The organism is Vibrio amylolyticus, assembly GCF_023145695.1.
Lineage (GTDB): Bacteria > Pseudomonadota > Gammaproteobacteria > Enterobacterales > Vibrionaceae > Vibrio > Vibrio amylolyticus.
In genome coordinates this window covers 299987-321061 of the sequence record NZ_JAJHVV010000007.1, presented here as the reverse complement: position 1 = coordinate 321061, position 21075 = coordinate 299987, and the positions used below count along the sequence as shown (strand labels likewise).

The following is a 21075-nucleotide window of genomic DNA, read 5'->3' as shown; positions in this document are numbered from 1 at the left end:
GTCCATAAATATGTTCATGGTCAGCATTCCCGCCTCCTCCGGCATGGTATACCACAGGGCCGAGATAAGAAGCATTGAGTGGCGAGCTGATGAGGTCTGGAATTGCATCATTACTGTCCACAATAACCATCGTATGAGCTGACTCAGTATGCTCAAAGTAAAACCACATACCGTGTTCAGCCAATAATCGTTGAATGAATTGACTGTCTGTCTCTCGGTATTGAAGCACGTACTCCTTGGCTGGGTATTCACCTTGAAGCTCTAGTCGATAGTCATCAATGTGTGCATCACCTAAGACGGCTTTGATGATATCAGGGGCCGACTGGTGCTGAAAAATTCGACAATCACTGCGCTGAGTTAAGAACCAAAGATGAGGTACCATGGTGATTTGATAACGAGTGAATCGACGACCTTGGCCAAGATATTTAAGCTCACAGATAAGCCCGTTAAATTGACGTGCTGAACGACTACCTTGACCGAAAAGTGTAAGAACTCCGGTTTGGCGGCTTAAATCTTCAAAGGCAATATCGCTCTTTTCCGACAAAAGCGAAAGCGTGACACTAAAAGGGCAGGAAACCGCTTCCGTCACTTGAAAGCTTTCGACTTTAAAGTCGTAGGCTCCCTCAAGCACTTCAAAGGTAAACTCTACATGATTATCCATAATACCGAATCTCAGACTGATAAAGACCATGCTGGCCAGATTGTATTATCAGATCAGCTTGAAAAACAGCATGTTACCAGTGGGACTATGTTATGAGCTAATGAGTAAATGACAGCCTTAAATGAAGTAATTAAGTCCGTTGCCGTCATTGTGAATAGAAGGGAATATCACAAATAGTCAATAGGCACGAGTTAGCTTGGCAAAACACCTAAATTGACGTTAAAACGCACAGCCAAATGCGTGATATTGATCACGCCATAGTTTGGGTTTATTTGGGTTACCTAATAACACCTAATATTAAAATCGATGAACTATACTCTTGTTTAACCGTTTGTTTTTGATGAGTAACTTATGGTACTTAAAGCGCTAACGAAAATCTCACCCTACTTTGAGCAGCAAGGTTCAGGCCCTCCTATCGTTTTCATACATGGGTCATACGCGACCACATCAACTTGGAGAAAAATGGTTGAGCAGCTTAGTAATCACTATCACTGTATTTTGATTAAGTTGCCCGGCCATTGCGGTACGCCAGAACCAAGCGATTTCTCTAATCCTTCAATAGAAACCGAGCTAACTCTGTTAGAACAAGTGGTCACGGCGTTAACCGATCAGCCAGTTCATCTTGTTGGTCATTCAGTTGGAGCCAGCATTGCTTTAGCTCAAGCGATAAAAGGGAACTTAAAACTACGTAAAGTCACCCTATTTGAACCTGTTTCTGTTTGGGTTTTAAGGCGTGCAGAAGACCATGAAATGGCCAATAGAGTCGACACGTTTTTATCCACCTATCGGCGTGACGCCGCCAATAAAGCACCTTATGTTTGTGGTCAGGTTATCGACTTTTGGGCAGGGGAAGGCGCATTCGATTCACTCCCTGATTTTATTAAGCAAGGTATGGAGCCCTTGGTTGAAAATAACATTCGCCATTGGGATATGGATTTATCCACCTCTTACACGCTGTTAGATTTAAAATCATGTACGGTACCTATTCAGCTCGTGTGTGGAACTGAGTCAAATCCAGTCGCGAATGCGATTTGTGAGCACCTAAGCGAACACTTACCAAACAGCGATAAACATGTCATTGATGGAGCAAGCCATTTCTTAGTTACTAGTCATGTTGAAAAGTGCCTTAGAGTCTTGGGGTTGAACTCAGATATCGAGCCGTAATCATTGGCCTTTTCACAGATTGATTCATTCAATACTCGTCCAGCTCCCCTCCTCACCGACAGTTTAGCGTCAGTAAAATACCTCTTACCGGGCTCTCAAGTTGTAACTAGTACCGCTCTAGGCCATAACAGCACTAGCCCCTTTGGCTAAATTATCCCTTTTCTTCCTCGTTCAACCACCGAAAACACCTAATCTCCTCTTGCCAGTATCTGGATCCATCAACACTGCTTGGCTGGTTCTATCCGCTATATGGGGGTTTTGCTAGTGTGATCGTTGTTAATTAAACGTTACTAATTAGTAAAATCATTTCTATAAGGAATTAGTATGTCTTTGCTCAAATTAAATTCATTGCCTGCTCGCCTTGCTCTGTCTGGAATTGTCACTCTCGGGGCTCTATACACGCCTGTTACTGTCGCATCGGCCCCTAACTCGGCAACATACGCTATGTATGCTGATATTAAAGACTGGGATCCCTCCATCGCCTTTTCGATGGAAGTGGTGATGCTCAGTAATGTTTATGAACCACTGCTTTGGTACAACCCACCAGGAAGTGAAGAGAAGTTTTCTCCCGCTTTGGCCACGGATTGGAATGTCAGCCAAGACGGACTGACATGGACATTCAACCTACGAAAGAATGTCACGTTTCATGATGGTACTCCTTTCAATGCCGAAGCGGCGAAGTTGTCACTGCAGCGTACTATCGACATGAAGAAAGGCGCTTACTACATCTGGTCATCAGTCGACTCAATTGAGGCCAGTGACGACTACACACTAACAATCAAAACCAAAACACCTGCTGCGATAGATCTCATCGCCTCATCCCAATATGGTGCTTACATCTATTCACCAACCGCTGCAGACAAAGGCAGTGAGTGGTTTAACCAAGGCAATGCGGCCGGAACAGGACCTTACAAAGTGTCGCAATGGCAGAAAGGGCAACATGTCGTTCTTGATAAAAATGATTCTTTTTGGGGCGGATGGAACGATAAGCAGCTTGATCGCGTCGTGCTAAAGCTCGTGTCTAACCCAGCGACTCAGGTTCAAATGATCAAGGCCGGAGACGCAGATTTCATCTCTTTGCCTTCAGCCGATTTAGTTCAGTCTTTAGCCAATGATAAAAACATCGTGGTGCAAGATACCGCCTCGTGGAAAAACTCTCAATTTTTGATCAATACACAAAAATACCCAACCGATAACGTTAAATTCCGTCAAGCACTGTCACTGGCTTGGGATTATGAATCGGTTGTTGATTATGTTTATGCAGGAGGCGCAACTGTTGCAAAAGGGGCAATTCCAAGCACCATGTGGGGGGCGGATGACAGCATAAAAGCGCCAGAATTTAACCTAGCGAAAGCAAGAGAGCTGCTAAAAGAGTCGGGTGTACCGAAAAGTGATTGGAATATTTCGCTGGCGTACATTAACTCGTCAGAATCTTACAAAAACGCATCGCTTCTGTATCAAGAGAACCTACGCCAAATCGGCGTATCACTTGAGCTTCGACCAGGGCCATGGGGCAAAATTTGGAATGATGCGAAGAACCTTCGAACCGCACCAAACCTACAGTCCATGACATGGTGGCCAACCTACGCAACACCATCAGATTGGTTAATTGGTCTGTTCCGCACTGAAGAGAGTGCATCATTTAACCTCTCGCATTACTCCAATACTCAATACGATGCATTAGTTGATAAGGGCGTACAACTGGAAGGCTCTGACCGACCTCAAGCCATTGATCTGTATCAACAAGCACAGCGTATATTGGTTGATGATGCGGTCGCGATATTCTATGCCGATTTAAAAGGGCGAAATATCTACCGTAAAGAATTAGCAGGCGTAAGAGCAAACCCAGCTTACACCGCTACCTTTTTCTACCCATTAACCAAAGACTAATACTTATCCAATAAGGACTAGTCGTAAGGAGATGGTCAGATGAAACGATATATGTTTAAGCGTTTTGGGATGTTACTAGGCATACTGTTCGGTGTTCTGACCATCACTTTTTTCTTAACTCGGGTACTGCCTTCCTCACCTGTTGAGATGATGTTAGGCGCTAAACCGACTGCAGAGCAAGTCGCGCAAGCCAAGGTAGAGTTGGGGTTGGATCAGCCCCTTCTTTATCAATACGCCAGCTACGTAAAAAATGCGTTAATGGGCGATTTTGGCGTCAGTTTACGTACAGGCCAAACCGTTACAGCCGATATTCAATCACACATGTTGGCGACCATTGAGTTAGTCACCATCGCCATTACTCTATCCGTCATGATTGGTGTCCCGATTGGCGTATGGTCGGCAGTAAAACGCAACACGATGGTGGATCAAGGAGCGCGTAGCCTATCCATCATTGGCGTTGCTGTTCCCTCTTTTTTCCTCGCCATTATGTTGCAGATGCTCTTTTATGGCGTACTCGGCTGGTTTCCACTGCAAGGGCGAATATCGGCAGAGTTGATGATCGATAGCGGCTTCTCACCAATTACAGGGTTCTTCCTTCTCGATGCAGCGATCAGCCAAAACTGGTTGGTGTTTAATGATGTACTGAGTCATATGGTGCTACCAATTTTGACCTTAAGCCTCTCAACCTTGGCTATCTTTGTTCGAACCACACGAAACTTAATGGTCGAAGTGCTCAAACAAGATTACGTGCGTACCGGGCACGCTTACGGATTAAACCCCAAGCGAATCTATTTTTTCTATGCCCTTAAAGCCACGTTGATTCCCCTGCTTACCGTGGTCGGGCTGACCTATGGTTTCATGCTAGGCAACAGCGTCATCGTCGAGTCAGTATTCGACTGGCCGGGCATTGGGCGCTATGTCGTTAACGCCGTTATTACCAATGATTTTCCCGCGGTCATGGGGGTCACGCTGTTTCTTTCAGGTAGCTACCTCATGGTGAATTTTATTGTCGATTTGATCTACTTCTCGGTTGATCCAAGATTGACGCCTCAGGAGTAACGTATGGACACGATCTCTTCACACACCCAAGCGCCACCAGCTCATTCACTGACGTTCAAATGGGCTTGGCTAAAATACCAATTTGGTTGTTATCCGTTACTTTTCATTGGCGCAGCATTGCTGCTATTCATGCTACTGATGGCCGCGTTCGCACCTTGGATTGCTCCCTATGACCCAAGCCAAATTAACTTTGCTCACAAACTGCAATCACCCAATGCGCAGCACTGGTTCGGTACGGATAATTTAGGTCGCGATATTTTCTCTCAAGTGGTTTATGCGGGGCGAACTTCACTCACTATCGGTGTAGTGACGGTGGTTTTATCGCTGCTGATAGGCTTGCCCATTGGACTGATTGCAGGTTACAGCGGTGGACGCATAGACACTATCTTAATGCGCTTCTCCGACATCTTCCTTGCCTTTCCACCTATGCTTTTGCCCATCTGCATGATCGCGATATTAGGCCCTGGGCTATTTAATGTCATGCTAGCCATCGCGCTGTCATGGTTTCCTTGGTACGCCCGTATTCTACGAGCTTCCGTACTTACAGTCCGCCACGAACTCTATGTCGAATCAGCGAAGTCCATTGGTGTCAGCCACTTTGCCATCATGTTTCGCCACTTATTACCGAATGCAATGACTCCACTTTTGATTCAAGTCTCAATGGATTTTGGATACGTGATCTTATGGGCTGCGGCACTCAGCTTCCTAGGTTTAGGCGCGGTACCACCAACTCTTGAGTGGGGCCTAATGATAGGTAATGCACAATCACTGTTTCTCGAATACTGGTGGACAGCCGTATTCACTGGGCTTGCGATTTTCATTTCCGTTTTAGCCGCGAATCTATTAGGTGATGGTCTTCGAGATGCACTTGACCCTAAATTCACCGGCAAGGATTAATTTCCTAGTAAGGATTAGCAAGGAATAAGCTATGAACGAAACCATATTATCAATTCGAGATCTGCATGTTCACTTTCCTGGATTCCTCTCAAAGGTTCATGCCATCAACGGCTGTAGTCTCAACTTGAAACACGGAGAACTTTTAGGTCTGGTTGGAGAATCAGGCTGTGGGAAATCTCTAACCTCCACTGCGTGTTTAGGGCTGCTGCCTCAAAACGCCCTGATCTCAGGAGAGATCATTTATAACGATCGTAATCTTTTAACCGCTTCTGATCAGGATCTCAGTACTATTCGGGGAAAAGACATTGCGATGATCTTTCAGAACCCCATGACCGCTTTGAATCCATATTTCAGCATTGGTCAGCAAATGCGAGACATCATCATCGCCCATCACGCTTGCTCGCACGATGAAGCGGAAACGCGATCTCTTGCCTCGCTGAACAAGGTTCATTTGCCAGATCCTGATATCGCTTTAAACAAATACCCTCATCAATTTTCAGGCGGGCAACTACAGCGGATCATGATCGCCATTGCGCTCAGTTGCGAGCCCAAAATCCTGATCGCCGATGAGCCAACAACCGCATTAGATGTCACGATCCAAGCACAGATCATTCTCCTTCTTCGGGAGTTGGTCAGCAGCGAAAACTTATCGGTTATTTTCATTACTCATGATTTTTCTGTCGTTGCCTCAATGTGCGACAGAGTTGCAGTGATGTACGCGGGAAAAATCGTTGAACAGGCAGAGATCACTCAGCTCTTTTCCGACCCACAGCACCCCTACACGCAAGGGCTACTGCAATCTGTACCAGAGCTTGGTAACCAAAACAGAACGCTTTACGCCATCAAAGGTGGATTGCCTGATATGCGCAAACCGCCAAAAGGATGCGCGTTTTTTGAGCGTTGTCAATCGAGCAGCGAACAATGTCAGCAACAGCCACCAACCGAAATTTGGCAACAAGGGCGCATGGTGCGTTGTCATCACTCAACACTCGTTCAGCCATCAAAAGTCGAAACTCAATTAAAGGAGGGCGAGCATGACAAACACCTCTGCGCTTAACCAATCAAAACTTAATCACCCTGAGAAGCCTATCTTAAAAGTAGACGGACTTTCTAAGCGTTACCTTGTGGAAGGCAAACCACTGCAAGCCTTTTCAGATGTTGAGTTTACTATTGAGAAAGGCCGCTGCTTAGCCCTTGTTGGAGAATCTGGCTGCGGTAAAAGCTCCATCGCCATGAGTGTCTTACATCTCATCAAGCCCGATAGCGGCCGTGTTGAATTTGACGGTGTTAATCTAGATACCCTGACAGACAGTGAAATGAAAACGCTTCGCCAACACTATGGCATCGTATTTCAAAACCCCTATTCTTGTTTGAACCCACGACTGAGCGTTTATAAGCTCGTCGAAGAGCCTCTCACGACTCACTACAAACTCAGTAAAACAGAGCGACAAGTGAAAGTATTAGACGCGCTTTCGGCTGTGGGGCTTGATGAGCAGATGAGTAAGCGTATGCCACACGAGCTTTCAGGCGGACAACGTCAGCGTGTAGGTATTGCACGTGCTTTAGTCCTAAAACCCAAATTGCTGATCCTTGATGAGCCCACGGCGGCGCTTGATGTGTCGGTACAGGCTACCGTAATCAATTTGCTTAACCAGTTACGAAAAGAGCGTCAGCTTAGTTATCTTTTCATCACCCATGATTTGGCGTTGGTTGAGAAAGTCGCCGATGAAGTGTTGGTGATGTATCTTGGTAAAATTGTTGAATCCGGCCCCGTAGAACAAGTATTTGGTCAGCCAAAACACCACTACACTCAGGCATTAGTCGCTTCGATACCGTCAATCGATCCAACCAAGCGACACACTCTAAAAGCGCTAAAAGGCGAAATCCCAAGCCCGTTTAATAAACCGTCAGGTTGTTACTTCCACCAGCGCTGCCCAGAAGCTCGCCACAACTGCGATCAGCATCCGCCAGCCCTATCGAAAAACTGTCATGCTGTTGCTTGTCATTACCCTAACCAATATTCATCACATCAGATCAAGGAGCCGTCATGAGTTATTTTTCTATCGCAGGGCTTCAACTCGACCTTGGAATGCACAACAACCTTGATGTATTGATAACCAAAACCGAACAAACCTGTAAGCTCTACCCATGGGTCAACATGGTGGTATTTAGCGAACTGGCACTCACTGGCGCAGGTAAACATAACATTGTTGACGATATAGATGCGCTAGAGCAGGCACTGTGCCAATTGGCCAAAAGGCTTAACATTTGGTTAGTACCTGGGTCTTATTATCAACGTATCGAGAACGACACACTGAACCATCTTAAGGTGATAAACCCACAAGGAGAGATTGTTGCCCGATACAACAAAATCTACCCGTTTCTTCCCTATGAAAAAGACGTGGCCAATGGCGATCAGTTCGTCACTTTTGATGTCCCTGACGTGGGCACCTTTGGCGTGTCTATCTGTTACGACATGTGGATTCCAGAAACGATTCGTGCGTTAACCTGCCTTGGTGCAGAAGTGATCATCCACCCGACAATGACAGGAACCATCGACCGAGAATTAGAGCTTTGTATCGCTCGAACGCACGCCATTACTAACCAATGCTACTTTGTTGATATCAACGGTGCGGGCGACCAAGGAAACGGGCAATCAATCATTGTGGGCCCTGAAGGTGATGTTATCTACCAAGCAGACAGAACTGAGCAAATAATTGCGGTCGAACTGGATTTGTCACGCGTTAGACGCACCCGCGAGCGCGGTATTCATGGTCTAGGGCAACCGTTAAAGAGCTTTCGAGATAATCCCATCGAGTTTCCACAGTATAAACAGGAAGGGGCTGTAGAAAGGGAGAGCGCTATGTTTTCGGACTTGGGCAAGTTAGAAGTCCCCAAATAAACTCTTTGTATAAACACCAAAAACAAAGGGCAACACCATAACTATCGTGCTGCCCTTCAAAGTTCTTAACTCTTACTTCACTCTAACGATTAATCATCGCAATCTGACAAGTAAGTGCCATCAAAATCACAATCAAGATCGACCCAGAAGCCATGGTATTTATCGAGCGAACCATCATTGGCTGAATAACCCCATAATGTTGGGTTCTGTTTATCACCTAGTACAGGGCCTTCTAGCTCAATGTCATCATCGTCTTCATCTTCGCGTTCAATTTCATGGGCAATGAAAGATTCACTAAGGTAACGACCTTCGACTTCAACCCATTTGCCATCAAGGTTACCTGGTCTCAAGCCGTCATCAAAATCAGTGTTGTATGTAATCTCTATTTCGATGCCGTTTATTGTAAACACACCATTTTGGTAGTCGGCTCTGCCTTCAACTTCAAACTCTTTGCCTTTGGCAAAATCACCATCATCTTCAAACTCAATTTCATCAGCCACTAAGCGACCATCACGAAATAGCAACTCAACCTCAACCCAACGACCCACCGCAAGGTCTTCGCGTTTTCCATCATCAAATTCCGTACGATCAGTAACAGCAACATTAAGATGGTTATTGAGTTGAATCATCGTTTTATCGCTATTCACCCATGTAAGGATGCCTTCAATCTCAACGCCGTCGTATTTGCTGTAATCGGTCACATCAATCTCAGAGGCAACCAATTTGTTCGCCACCATGTCACCAAATACTTCAACCCATGCACCATTTTTCAGATCGTATTCATTGTGAACAGTCGCATTGCTGTAATCGACCAAAACGTTATTGAGTCTAAATGTTCTATCTTGAAGACTCGTGACTGTACCTTCCATCTCAACAAAATCAATTTGCGGCATCAGCTGTACCGACACAACGTCCATGCTGCCATCAACTTGTGGGTATGTGGTCACCATCACCCAATCACCCGCTTGAATTTGACCTAATGAGTCAAACGTTAGATCGATACCATTAACTGTAAATTGATTGCCATTACGATAGGTCACTTCACCCGTTAGCGATGGATCTAGCTTCATTTCAGAGATGTTGTTATCAATCGCATCGGCTTGAACACGCATGCCGTTACCAAGTTGATCAAACGTCATCGGCACATCACGGTAAGAAACCATCGCATTACTACCACGCAACGCGTAACCATTCACGTTAAGCGTCTGATTAGAAACTGACAACTGCTTAACTTGTCCATCAAGCTTGCCCGTCTTAGAATTAGATATACTTTGATTATCATCGCTACTACGACAAGCAGTTAACGACAGCGCGACACACAGTGCCAATATCGACTTATTCATCTTTTACCCATTTGGATTATCGCTCGAACTTCTGGAGCTGAAAAATTTGTCGCATGTTAACGAGCAGGTCGTGAAGCAAACGTGAAGAAACAAACTAGAGCCTTTAAATGAAAGTACTGGTCGTTGAAGACAACCAACAAATTGCCGAAACCATCTCTGATTATTTAGAATTGGAAGGCTTTACTATTGATTGCTGCTATCACGGGGAAGCCGCATTATCATTGGCATCAGAGCACAAATACGATGTCATCATCATGGATATCATGATGCCAAAGCTTGACGGAATCTTAACAACGTCAAAACTACGTAAAGAATTCTATTGCGGCACGCCTATCCTATTTTTGACCGCTAAAGACGCCCTAGAAGACAAGATTTCGGCTTTCAAAGCAGGCGGCGACGATTATTTAGTTAAGCCATTTGCAATGGAAGAACTGGTTATTCGTTTAATCGCTCTGTCACACCGAGGAGAGCGAAACGATATCGGCCTTCTTACGTTTGATGACATCACCATTAACACTGAAAGCAAGCAAGCCTTTCGAAAAAATAAACCGATTAAACTGACTCAAATTCAATATAAAATACTGACTATTTTGATCCAAAAAGCCCCGAATCTTGTTTCCCGCTCAGAAGTAATCCATCATGTTTGGGGAGAAGAGATCCCCTCCAGTGATGCACTGAGAAGCCATGTTTATGGACTAAGACTTGCCCTTGATAAAGGCTTCGAACAATCACGACTGGAGACCGTTCATGGCCAAGGTTACAGAATCAAACCTTAAACATTATCCAAGTATCTATAAGAAAATACGCTGGGGTATAGGGCTGCCCGCATTTGTTCTATTCTGTATTTTCTGGGGCATGATCTACTGGGCTGAAAACCAGATGGAAGTCATCAGTCTTCATCATTGGATTGATACGGAGTCCAAACGATATTCTCGTGACTACGAGCAACTAGGCGAAGCGGCCGCCGTCCCCAATCCCAGTGAGTTTTATAGTTACTGGGACCAACATGAACTGCCGAAATGGTTAACACGCTATGATGAACCTGGATTTTATGCCCATCGTTTTCTCAAAGAAGAAAAGCATTTCTTAGTTTCTGAACATCCATCTGGGTCGGGGCTGTTCTATATCGTATTTAAAGATGACGCCGATGATTACCTTGATGATTATGAAGCGATCTTGCATCTAACCACGCTAATACTAGGCGGATTAGTTGGCATAGGAATGCTGCTCTATAGTCTGCATTTCATTCGTTCACTCTCCTCCCCTCTTAGCCAGATAGAGAAAAAAATTCACGTAATCACGCCCGATCACCCTGACTTCGACGTTGATACACAATTTAAAGAGACGAGAGAAATAGAAAAAGTCCTGCTAGAAAGTAAGCAATCCATTACTCATAGCTTTCAACGTGAACAAGAGTTTAGCCGCTTCGCCGCCCATGAATTACGCTCGCCTAATATGATCATCAAAGGTTCCGCTGAGCTGTTGAATAAAATCCCCAATCAATCAGCTCTTGCGATGAAAGCAATCAAACGTATCGAGCGTGCAAGCAGCGAGATGTCTTTACTTACCGATGCTTTTTTACTGCTTGGTAAAGCGAATATCGAGCCTGAGTATTTCAGCAGCGTTGAGATTGAGCCTTTACTTCGACAACAGTTAGACATTCAAACCACGGCATTAAACCGCTCATTAGAGTCAGACTTTGAACCTTATACTCTTAGAACCAATCAGCCTGATACTTGCTATGCCCCGATTAACTTGGTCACTGTTGTCATCGGCAATCTGCTTAAAAATGCCCTAAGTTACAGCAGTGGATCTGTAAGTGTCACGCTGTCCGGTAACTGCCTGTCCATTAGTAACCCATATGAAGAATCTCATAATCAACAGGGCGGTTACGGGGTTGGGTTAGTCATTGTCGAACGGATCTGTGAACGTATGGGCTGGGACTATCAACAGCTGCCTTCAGACCATTATCAAACCAACATTACCTTTACTAACCCCTCTTTATCAGCGGTAGGTAACAAACGGGAATTGGATGACACGCTCTGAAGCAGTATGATGGAGCTAGAACCAACAATTAGGATGTTATGATGCAAGAAGGTAGGGATAACTCGATTCATATCGAGTTCGACAATAGCTATGAAAAAGAATTAGACGGCTTTTATTATCACCAAAAAGCAGAGCCGGCACCCTCTCCATCACTCATAAAATTTAACCATTCTCTCGCTCAGTCGTTAAACATCGATATTCAATCGGCCGATGATGAACAACTGGCTCAAGTGTTCTCAGGCAATCAGTCAATCGCAGGTTCAAACCCAATCGCGCAAGTGTACGCAGGGCATCAATTTGGCCACTACAACCCACAACTGGGAGATGGCCGAGCGGTACTGTTAGGAGAAGTGTTAGATGAGCATCAACAGCGAAAAGACATTCAGCTAAAAGGCTCAGGAAAAACCCCTTTTTCCCGTTCAGGTGATGGCAAAGCCGCGCTTGGCCCTGTATTGCGTGAGTATCTTGTTTCAGAAGCTATGCACTCACTGAATATTCCTACGACACGAGCACTCGCCGCCGTTACGACAGGCGAACAAATCTGGCGAAATAAGCCCGCTATTGGCGCAATTGTCACTCGCGTTGCGGCTAGCCATATTCGCGTCGGCACATTCCAATATATTGCCGCCAACGAAGAGCTCGACAAGCTTAAGCAGCTCGCCGACTACACCATTAATCGTCACTACCCTGAAGCCAAAACATCGGATAACCCGTATCTACAATTACTGAAATCCATCTGCCAGCGCCAAGCTGAGCTCGTTTCCAAGTGGCAGCTCGTCGGCTTTATCCATGGCGTGATGAATACTGATAACACCACAATTTCCGGTGAAACGATTGATTATGGTCCGTGTGCATTTATGGATCACTACGATCCAAATACACTCTTTAGCTCGATTGATGCAGAAGGTCGTTACGCCTACCGAAATCAGCCCCACATAGCCCAATGGAATCTGGCACGTTTGGCTGAAACACTGTTGCCGCTCATTTCTGACAATGAAGAAGAATCCGTTGAGCTTGCCACCAATACGCTTCACGAATTCTTGGCACTTTATCAGGGCCTTTGGCTTGATGGCATGCGAACCAAACTGGGGATCACCAATCAAGAAGATGGCGATTACGAACTTATTCAAGATCTGCTCTCGATACTCAAAGAACAAAAAGTCGACTTTACCAATTTGTTCCGCTCATTAGGCTATGTTGTCACTGGCGACTCAAGTAACACCACATCACTCTTTAGCGTAGTAGAACATTGGGATGAGTGGAAAGTTAAGTGGTTAGCTCGTCTTGAAAGAAATGAAATGACAAGCTCAGAAAGAGTAACGCTAATGAACGCCCACAACCCAGCGTATATTCCAAGAAATCACAAAGTGGAAGAAGCCCTATCAGCGGCAGAACAAGATGGTAATTACCAGCCTTTTGAGCGATTGCTGTCTGTGCTAATGAACCCGTTTGAAGAGCAGGATAATTGTGAAGAGTACGCACAGCCTGCACCAAGTGACTTTGGCCCGTATCGAACGTTCTGTGGTACGTAATGGCATTGAACTACCACTAGGTTAGCCGTAATTCATCGGTGAGTTTAAAAGCTCACCAATGTTTCAGTAATTCAGTTTTCACCAAATTCACTGAAACATCGCACACAACTTTAATCAACTCCTTCACTTAACTACTTTTGCATTAACTACTTGGCATTAACCAAGATTTAATCATTGGGTTATCAAGCATTAACCACAGGCTAACCACCAGTAAACAGACCGCATAAAAGAGATTTAAAGACTTTTCATACATTGGATTACTAGAGATTTTAGCCAGACCTTCGCCTATTGAAACCCAGAGAAAGTGCGTCGAAATATTCAAAATTGCCAACCAAACAATCAATACTGCAATGCCATATCCGCCAAAGGTTTCCTGAGATTGTGCTGAGAACAGAGTGAACATTAGAAAAACCATCAACCAACCTTTGCTGTTCAACAATTGAATGATCAGTCCATCAAAGAAACTCAGCTCCTTTGATGACTTGTCATAATCTGCACCGCTCGATTTGATGAACTTTACTGCTAAATAAACGAGGTATAGTGAACCGACCAATTGCATCACATTCATGACGCTTGGATGAGATTGAACAACCTCCCCTAGCCCATAACCAATAATGACCGACTTAATAATGAACACGCAATCTACACCAGCAACTAAGGCTACAGAACGCTTAACACCCACTTTAGCACCTGATGCTGCAAACACGATGTTGGCAGGGCCTGGGCTAAATACCAGAGGAAACATTACCCCCAACCACGTCAAAAACAGACTCATATTTCATCTCCTTGAAAAAGAAATGAAACAGTAATCAATCAGCCGTGTGGGATCTTGTACAAAATTGACAAGTGGGTTTATCGAGCTCGATAGTTCGACGGGGAGATGCCAAACGCCTTTTTGAAATTACGCGTAAAATGGCTTTGATCATAAAAACCACAGGCTAGCGAAGCATCAACACAACTCGAACCTTGTGCTAGCAACGCTTTGGCCTGCTTCACTTTTATCAAAAGAAGATATTGATGTGGAGTAATACCAAATACGGCTTTAAAGCTTCGAATCAATTGAAATTTTGAGCAACCAGAAACAATCTCTAATTCAGACAGAGAAGGGTTGGAATCAAAATTATCGCGTATAAAGTCTCTCGCCAAATAACTGCTTTTGGTACAAACGCTATACACTTTATCTTCCCTTGCTGAGCCATAACGCGTAAACAACTTCTCAAGTGCCAATATATAGAACGACTCTTTGCTTAATTCAAAGGCGGACTGTTCAAGTGATATGTGCAGCCGTAATAACTCATCAAATAGTGCTTCATCGTAAATCATTGGGCGTTCAACAATAGGATTAATCGGCATGCCATGGTTAGCAAATTGATGAGCCAATTCTTCAAGGTTGAAATAGAACATTCGATAGCGCCAACCATCAGAACCACCTGAAAATCCGGTGTGAACTTCAGCAGGGTTGATTGCGACGATATGATGCTTGGGTATGACTAAATTGCTTCCGCGATAGAACAGGCCTTCAGCCCCCTCTTCGATAATGCCAATCGCCAGTTCGTCGTGCCAATGTTTTGAAAACTCAAACGTGGTGTAACTTGCAGACAAAAGCTCTACACCTGAAAACGTTTCATTTCGCCATATTTTCGATGTTTCCAAATCTATCCTCCAATCCTTAGCGTGATCATTTGAATCAATACGACTGACATCCTCAAGAATTTGTCACTAAAACGTTGCCTTAATTTTACCAACAAAACGCTCAACACGAGACGTTGAAGCACTCTCGCTTTTGTAGAATGACAACATTTTGAATGTGCATCCCTTGGTGCATTCCCCTAATAAAGCAAATTTTAGAATTCGTTTTACTGGTTTCCATAATACAAAGGTATCCACCCACCACGGTGAACCTAATGTCGTCAGTACCTTTACTTCTTTTAAGTTGTCCAATCGAGGTGTAATCGCACCAAGATCTGAGGCGTGGTCATAGGCATGGCCTGGAGCCCATACTCGGTCAAACCATCCTTTCAAAATAGCTGGAAAGCCAAACCACCATGTCGGAAATATCAGCACAAGTGACTCCGCGTCACGCAGTTGAGCGATGTCATCGATGAGTCGCGTCGAATCAAAAGGATTAGCGTAATAGCTGTTCCTTTCCGATTGGCTCAACACTGGGTCAAATTCATCTTGATAAAGGTTTTTAACGGTTATCTCGTATCCTTTAGAGTCTAGATGTACGACTGTTTTATTGGATAAATGACGGCAAAGACTATTTTCAAGTGGGTGGGCTAATACGACCAAGCATTTCACTGCATATTCCTTATCTTTCGAATCATGTGTTTGTGGCGTAGAGCTGAGACACATCGGCATAGATTTTGTAGTCGATAATCAGCCCCTCTTTTATGGTTAAGAATGTCGCAAATTTGGCTGCATAAAAACTGCCATCCTTTCTTACGTAATTAACCTCGCCATTACAGATAATGACATCATCTTGTTGCCAGATACCATCAAAACTGTGACCCATTTTTGCGATAGAATCGAAAAATTGATGATTGACGTCCACGACAGAATCTTTTCCTTGAACTGGATCTGCGTTGCCAAACCTGAAACTTATCTCTGGGTGAAGCAATTCAGACAGAGCGATCACATCTCGGTTATCAACGATTTGGTAGAGTGCTTGAATATATTCGGTTGGATTATTCATTTTCATTTCCTTGTGGGTTTATATCAGATTTTTCTTTGCGTATTTTTGAATAGAGTAACGGGCTTTGACGGTGCATTCGTTAAGGCAAGTCCAACAAATAGCAACACTAAAGCAATGATCAAACGGTAGTGGAATGTCTCAGAAAAAAACAAGATACCAATGCCTACCCCTGTGACTGTCACCACATTGCCGACCTGACTAAAGCCCAGTCCGTCTGTTAACTTCTGTAATTTAAAAGTCAGTAAATAACTGGATGCAGATATGAGAGCCATCAGCAGTAAAATAAGGCTGTTCAAATGTGGAACAACGTAAATCCCATCAATACCGTCAACACTCAGACTTACAGGCAGCCAAATTAGACTTTGAATACACAGAACGCCAGTTGCTAATGCAATGGGATCCGAATCAATCGGGCACGCTTTACTGCGATAGATATTGCCCATAGCGAGAAACAACGGCACTGACAGCGCAAGCAGTAGAATGCGACCGTCATCTTTTAAATCGAATTCGGGAGATAAGGTCACAAGTGAAACGGCGACAAAGCCAATGCCTATCCCGATGATTCGATTGAAAGACAAGCCTTGCTTTTGAAATGGCACGGAAAGCAATAATGTGAATAAGGGTGATAAGGTGATCAAGACGCTAAACGTACTGGCTTCGAGCTCCTGAAGTGCAAAGTTTGACGCTAAATTGGGCAGGCTTACACCCAATAGGCCAGCAACAACGTAATAGCGTAAGTGGCCGACTTTGAGTGATTTCAATTGACCTTTAAAAACCAGGTAGATCAATAGAATCGCCGCCGCTCCTAACAGTGGCAGTGCTAAAACCACCAAAGGAGAAATACCACTCATGACGCTGTACTTCGCCAAGGCAAAATTTACCGCGACGAAAACGCCAACACTGACAATGTACAACAATTGGGAGACTTGCGACGTGTTCGATTCAACCGATATGGTTTGATTCGCCTTTCCTGATACCAAAGAATGGTTGGCCATGATGCTTCCTCAACGTTATTTACCCTGACTCAATAACGGAAAGAATATTATCAATCGATTTGAATGATAATATGGCATACACTCATTACATTGTTTCCAATAACTCTACAATACTAATGGAAAACCTAGACGCGATACCCTACTTTCTCGCCGTAGCCGAGCATGAAAGCTTTGCCGAAGCGGCCCGTCACCTTAACGTTTCTCGCTCAGCCGTCAGCAAACGTGTCAATCAGTTAGAAGCGACATTGGGGGTGCGTTTACTTCATAGAACCACTCGAAAAGTAAGCCTGACAGAAGCTGGGCAACACTATTTTAGTAACGCTCAAAACGCAGTTTACTGGATGCAACAAGCTGAATACTCTGCAACAAGCCGTCAGCAACTTCCCATTGGCAAGCTTAAAATCTGCGTTCCTATGTCTTTCGGCCGATTGAAGATCGCACCACTCATTCCCGGCTTTCTAAAAAAGTACCCAAAAGTCGACATTGAAATGGTCATGGACGATCAATATTCCGACATTATTGAATCAGGGTATGACATTGCGATTCGAGGCGGTGAGCTTAGCGACTCTTCCTTAGTTGCCCGAAAACTATTGCCGAGCCGAAGCCTTATTTGTGTTTCTGGCGACTATCTAGACGAAATTTCATCGCCTAGTACCCCTACTGACCTTTCCAAACTTAATGCTCTGATTTACAGCTATTCATCGAAAACGACTGAGTGGCACTTTGAACATAAAAATGGGATAGAGATTGTCGCCGTGAGGGGGAATTACCGAGTTAACAACAGTGAAGCGCTCTTAGCCGCATGCTTGCAGGGAACGGGAGTCGCACGTTTACCTGACTTCATCGCGCAGCCATACATAGATAACGGGGAGCTAATTCAATTACTACCAGAGTACCAAATGCCAGAAAAAAACATTTGGGCTATTTTTCCTGAGCGTGCCCATATGCCAGTCAAAGTAAGGGCATTTGTTGATTATTTAGGCGAGGCTCTAAGCAAGTAATACCAGCCCTACTACCTATGCATTTACGAGCCACTGTGCATTTCAAGACAGTTAAACATCAAGAATAAAAGAGCCCCTAATCTTCAATCGATGGTTGAAGATTAGGGGCTTTATTTTCTATAGTTTCAGCGAGTCAGATCGTCATCAATCTAAAAGTCACTGAGCTAAACTTTATTAATCAACTAACGGATAAACACCATTTTCATCGTGCGTCTCTTTTCCGGTAATTGGCGGATTAAACACACACGCCATGACCATCTCTTTGTCCTTGTACGCTCTTAGATAATGTTCATCGTGCTTATCTAATATGTACAGCGTACCCGGTTTGATTGGGTAAGTTTCACCACCAACCACTTCAATTTCACCTTCGCCGCTCATGCAATAAACCGACTCTAAGTGATTCTGATAATGAATGTGTGTCTCGGTATTTTCAAAGATGGTCGTAATATGGAAAGAGAAACCCATATTGTCATCTTTAAGGAGCATACGAACGCTTTCCCACGTTTCCGATGCTACTCTGCGCTCGCTGTCACGGCACTCATCCAATGTTCTAACAATCATCTTACTCTTCCTTAATTACGATGCTTTTTTGAAGTGCTTCTCTACAACAAGCTCAACTGCATTTTCAAAAATACTTAAGCCTTGTTCTAGCTCTGATTTGGTGATGGTTAGTGGGCAGAAAAACTTCACGACTTCATCATTAGGGCCGGCGGTTTCAATCACCATACCGTTATCAAAACAGACCTTTGCGATCTCGCTCGACAGATCACCATTGACGCATTCAACACCGATCATCATGCCTCGGCCTTTCTGTTGAACAAACAGTTTAGGGTGGCGCTTGATGCAACGTTCAATAACCGCTGAAACTGCCTCTGAACACTGAGTAATATGCGTTTCAAACTGATTATCAGACCAATACACTTCCAATGCTTTCGCAGCCGTGACAAACGCATGATTATTGCCACGGAATGTTCCGTTATGTTCGCCTGGCTGCCAAATATCTAATTCCGGCTTTAGCAATACCACAGCCATTGGTAAGCCATAGCCACCAATAGATTTAGACAAGGTCACCATGTCAGGCTTAATACCAGAAGGCTCAAAGCTAAAGAACGTACCAGTTCGACCACAACCCGCTTGAATGTCATCAACAATAAGCAATATATCGTTTTGCTTACAAATCAGGCTAAGTCGCTGTAGCCACTCATTCGACGCCACATTCAAGCCGCCCTCTCCTTGAACGGTTTCCAGAAGCACAGCAGCAGGCTTATCCATACCAGCCGAGTTATCCGCCAGCATAGTTTCAAAAAGTTTAAGGCCATCAATGTCTGCATACCCTTCAAAAGGGATTCGAGTGACATTGTTAAGGCTCATCCCCGCCCCTTGGCGATGGTGCTGATTGCCCGTTGCCGCAAGGGCACCTGCAGTACAGCCATGAAAGCCATTAGTGAATGCAACAATGGAACTACGGCCTGTTACTTTACGCGCGAGTTTAAGTGCGGCTTCTACCGCATTCGTTCCTGTTGGGCCAGTGAATTGAACTTTGTAATTAAGTTCACGGGGACTAAGAATATAGCGCTCCAATGCCGTGAGAAACCCAGCCTTTGCGCTTGAGTGCATATCGAGACCGTGGGTGATCCCATCCATCTCAATGTATTCAAGTAACGACTGCTTGAGAATTGGATTATTGTGGCCGTAATTAAGTGAACCTGCACCGGCAAGAAAATCTAAGTAACGCCCACCTTGATTGGTCTCAAGCCAGCACCCTTTCGCTTTATTGAAGACGACTGGAAAGCTATTTGAGTAAGAACGTACTTTAGATTCTTGCTTGCTAAAAATATCCATGATAGACGGTTTATATTCCTTTTTGAGGTAATTGAATTAACGGAATTTGATACAAATATTCTGTATCGTGTTTTCCCTTAAAGTGTGTTTTTTCATCGAGAAACGTGCTGACTTCACCACGCTCGCCATTGCATTTATCTAGCTTTTTAAACAGAGCCCAAGATGCATCGTTCTCTTCGGTAATGGTGGTTTCAACAGAATCAACGTCTTTGAGAACCTCACGATTCAATAACTCTTCAAGCATGCTGTAAGCCAAACCTTTACCTCGGTATCGAGGTGCAACAGCCACTTGCCAAACGAACAAAGTATTGGGCTCATCAGGCTTTCGATAACCAGAGATAAAGCCTGCAATATTCCCTTCACATCTTGCGATAACGCAGGTTTGGCTAAAGTGTGTGGATTGAAGAAAGTTACAATATGAAGAATTAACATCGAGAGGAGGGCAAGAGGCAATCAGACTGTAAACGTCATCGCCATCTTCTGCCGTGGGCTCACTAAAAACCCACTGCTTGATTGGGTCTTCACCGATTTCGGGATACATCACCCAAGGAGCTGCAGTAATCATGTGTAGGTACATTTCCTTTGAACTCTAAACAAATAAATTGGACGTCATCCTCCACACTAGGCGATCAAAATCAAATTTAGGACAGTATATAGTGATTTTATGTGACAAGTATCACCATAAAAAGACATTTAGCACGAAATTAAATTAATTAGAACTCTAACTTTTATTATTGAGAAAACTGTCATCTTTAACATTTCAACTGTGTATTGGTTCAAATTGGCGTGGTGCTACTGAGTAATAAAATGCCAAAGAAAAATCAATCCATAGACCGGCTTTTTAAGAAAGATAGGCCGGTTAACCTTGTAGGATGGAAGCGGAAAAAATTAATTACTTGCTAAAGAGTACAGCTGGTCAAGCTGCAAACATTCAAGCGCTAAAAGGTGCAATGGAGCAACCAAACCGTAAGTTCGATATTCTTCCTTTAATTAAAGAGTAATGAATAACTTTCGATTTCTATACGAAAAGTAGATTAAGCCATTGCTC

At 44.2% G+C, this 21075-nt stretch carries 21 protein-coding genes; 11 read left to right on the top strand and 10 right to left on the bottom strand.

Annotation, left to right across the window (positions count from 1 at the left end; all coding sequences use genetic code 11):
• The coding region (gene tssI, locus KP803_RS13295) for a type VI secretion system tip protein TssI/VgrG (protein WP_248009321.1) at window positions 1-661 on the bottom strand (661 nt) is incomplete at its 3' end.
• Window positions 662-1012: 351 nt separating this feature from the next.
• Between tssI and KP803_RS13290 the strand changes: the two genes are divergently transcribed.
• The 7 genes from KP803_RS13290 to KP803_RS13260 all read left to right on the top strand — a co-directional run bounded on the left by KP803_RS13290 (window position 1013) and on the right by KP803_RS13260 (window position 8573).
• Window positions 1013-1825 (top strand): alpha/beta fold hydrolase, encoded by an 813-nt coding sequence (locus KP803_RS13290; RefSeq protein ID WP_248009320.1) that lies wholly within the window; start codon window positions 1013-1015, stop codon window positions 1823-1825.
• Window positions 1826-2149: 324 nt separating this feature from the next.
• A complete protein-coding gene (locus KP803_RS13285; RefSeq protein WP_248009319.1) occupies window positions 2150-3715 on the top strand; it encodes an ABC transporter substrate-binding protein in 1566 nt (521 codons plus the stop codon).
• Window positions 3716-3754: 39 nt separating this feature from the next.
• Window positions 3755-4774: an ABC transporter permease gene (locus tag KP803_RS13280; protein ID WP_248009318.1), complete on the top strand. Its 1020-nt coding sequence runs from the start codon at window positions 3755-3757 to the stop codon at window positions 4772-4774.
• 3 nt (window positions 4775-4777) lie between these two features.
• Window positions 4778-5671 (top strand): ABC transporter permease, encoded by an 894-nt coding sequence (locus KP803_RS13275; RefSeq protein WP_248009317.1) that lies wholly within the window; start codon window positions 4778-4780, stop codon window positions 5669-5671.
• A gap of 31 nt (window positions 5672-5702) precedes the next feature.
• Entirely contained in the window at window positions 5703-6728 is a 1026-nt protein-coding gene (locus tag KP803_RS13270; protein WP_248009316.1) for an ABC transporter ATP-binding protein, read from the top strand.
• On the top strand, window positions 6706-7722 hold the full coding sequence (locus KP803_RS13265; RefSeq protein WP_248009315.1) for an ABC transporter ATP-binding protein: 1017 nt from the start codon (window positions 6706-6708) through the stop codon (window positions 7720-7722). The genes KP803_RS13270 and KP803_RS13265 overlap by 23 nt, the downstream gene beginning before the upstream one ends.
• The gene (locus KP803_RS13260) at window positions 7719-8573 is read left to right on the top strand and encodes a carbon-nitrogen hydrolase family protein (RefSeq protein ID WP_248009314.1); all 855 of its coding nucleotides are present in this window, start codon (window positions 7719-7721) and stop codon (window positions 8571-8573) included. Before KP803_RS13265 ends, KP803_RS13260 begins: the two co-directional genes overlap by 4 nt.
• Before the next feature lie 89 nt (window positions 8574-8662).
• Here KP803_RS13260 and KP803_RS13255 read toward each other — a convergent pair whose 3' ends face one another.
• Window positions 8663-9916, bottom strand: a complete 1254-nt coding sequence (locus KP803_RS13255) for a DUF5666 domain-containing protein (RefSeq protein ID WP_248009313.1) — start codon at window positions 9914-9916, stop codon at window positions 8663-8665.
• A 107-nt stretch (window positions 9917-10023) separates the two neighbouring features.
• Here KP803_RS13255 and KP803_RS13250 point away from each other — a divergent pair, with 107 nt between their 5' ends.
• Genes KP803_RS13250 through KP803_RS13240 form a run of 3 tightly spaced genes read left to right on the top strand, consistent with a single transcriptional unit; the run spans window position 10024 to window position 13494 of the window.
• The gene (locus KP803_RS13250) at window positions 10024-10692 is read left to right on the top strand and encodes a response regulator transcription factor (protein ID WP_248009312.1); all 669 of its coding nucleotides are present in this window, start codon (window positions 10024-10026) and stop codon (window positions 10690-10692) included.
• Window positions 10664-11962: a sensor histidine kinase gene (locus KP803_RS13245; RefSeq protein WP_248009311.1), complete on the top strand. Its 1299-nt coding sequence runs from the start codon at window positions 10664-10666 to the stop codon at window positions 11960-11962. The genes KP803_RS13250 and KP803_RS13245 overlap by 29 nt, the downstream gene beginning before the upstream one ends.
• Before the next feature lie 41 nt (window positions 11963-12003).
• Entirely contained in the window at window positions 12004-13494 is a 1491-nt protein-coding gene (locus tag KP803_RS13240; RefSeq protein ID WP_248009310.1) for a protein adenylyltransferase SelO, read from the top strand.
• Window positions 13495-13636: 142 nt separating this feature from the next.
• Here KP803_RS13240 and KP803_RS13235 read toward each other — a convergent pair whose 3' ends face one another.
• The 5 genes from KP803_RS13235 to KP803_RS13215 all read right to left on the bottom strand — a co-directional run bounded on the left by KP803_RS13235 (window position 13637) and on the right by KP803_RS13215 (window position 17184).
• Complete coding sequence (locus tag KP803_RS13235; RefSeq protein ID WP_248009309.1) at window positions 13637-14269, bottom strand: LysE family translocator; 633 nt, start codon at window positions 14267-14269, stop codon at window positions 13637-13639.
• A 77-nt stretch (window positions 14270-14346) separates the two neighbouring features.
• Window positions 14347-15147 carry an AraC family transcriptional regulator gene (locus tag KP803_RS13230; protein WP_248009308.1) on the bottom strand — a complete coding sequence of 267 codons (801 nt, stop codon included), beginning with the start codon at window positions 15145-15147 and terminating at the stop codon, window positions 14347-14349.
• 66 nt (window positions 15148-15213) lie between these two features.
• Window positions 15214-15795 (bottom strand): NAD(P)H-dependent oxidoreductase, encoded by a 582-nt coding sequence (locus tag KP803_RS13225; RefSeq protein WP_248009307.1) that lies wholly within the window; start codon window positions 15793-15795, stop codon window positions 15214-15216.
• Between the two features lie 22 nt (window positions 15796-15817).
• Window positions 15818-16189 (bottom strand): nuclear transport factor 2 family protein, encoded by a 372-nt coding sequence (locus KP803_RS13220; RefSeq protein WP_248009306.1) that lies wholly within the window; start codon window positions 16187-16189, stop codon window positions 15818-15820.
• Between the two features lie 23 nt (window positions 16190-16212).
• Window positions 16213-17184: a DMT family transporter gene (locus tag KP803_RS13215; protein WP_248009305.1), complete on the bottom strand. Its 972-nt coding sequence runs from the start codon at window positions 17182-17184 to the stop codon at window positions 16213-16215.
• A 71-nt stretch (window positions 17185-17255) separates the two neighbouring features.
• On the opposite strand from KP803_RS13215, the gene KP803_RS13210 reads away from it, so the two are divergent.
• A complete protein-coding gene (locus KP803_RS13210) occupies window positions 17256-18185 on the top strand; it encodes a LysR family transcriptional regulator (RefSeq protein WP_248009304.1) in 930 nt (309 codons plus the stop codon).
• A 174-nt stretch (window positions 18186-18359) separates the two neighbouring features.
• Here the strand turns inward: KP803_RS13210 and KP803_RS13205 are convergent, their stop codons facing one another.
• Genes KP803_RS13205 through ectA form a run of 3 tightly spaced genes read right to left on the bottom strand, consistent with a single transcriptional unit; the run spans window position 18360 to window position 20592 of the window.
• Window positions 18360-18746, bottom strand: coding sequence for an ectoine synthase (locus KP803_RS13205; RefSeq protein ID WP_248009303.1), 387 nt, complete (start codon window positions 18744-18746; stop codon window positions 18360-18362).
• Window positions 18747-18761: 15 nt separating this feature from the next.
• Window positions 18762-20027 carry a diaminobutyrate--2-oxoglutarate transaminase gene (gene ectB / locus KP803_RS13200; RefSeq protein ID WP_248009302.1) on the bottom strand — a complete coding sequence of 422 codons (1266 nt, stop codon included), beginning with the start codon at window positions 20025-20027 and terminating at the stop codon, window positions 18762-18764.
• Window positions 20028-20037: 10 nt separating this feature from the next.
• The gene (ectA, locus tag KP803_RS13195; RefSeq protein ID WP_248009301.1) at window positions 20038-20592 is read right to left on the bottom strand and encodes a diaminobutyrate acetyltransferase; all 555 of its coding nucleotides are present in this window, start codon (window positions 20590-20592) and stop codon (window positions 20038-20040) included.
• Window positions 20593-21075 lie beyond the last annotated feature (483 nt).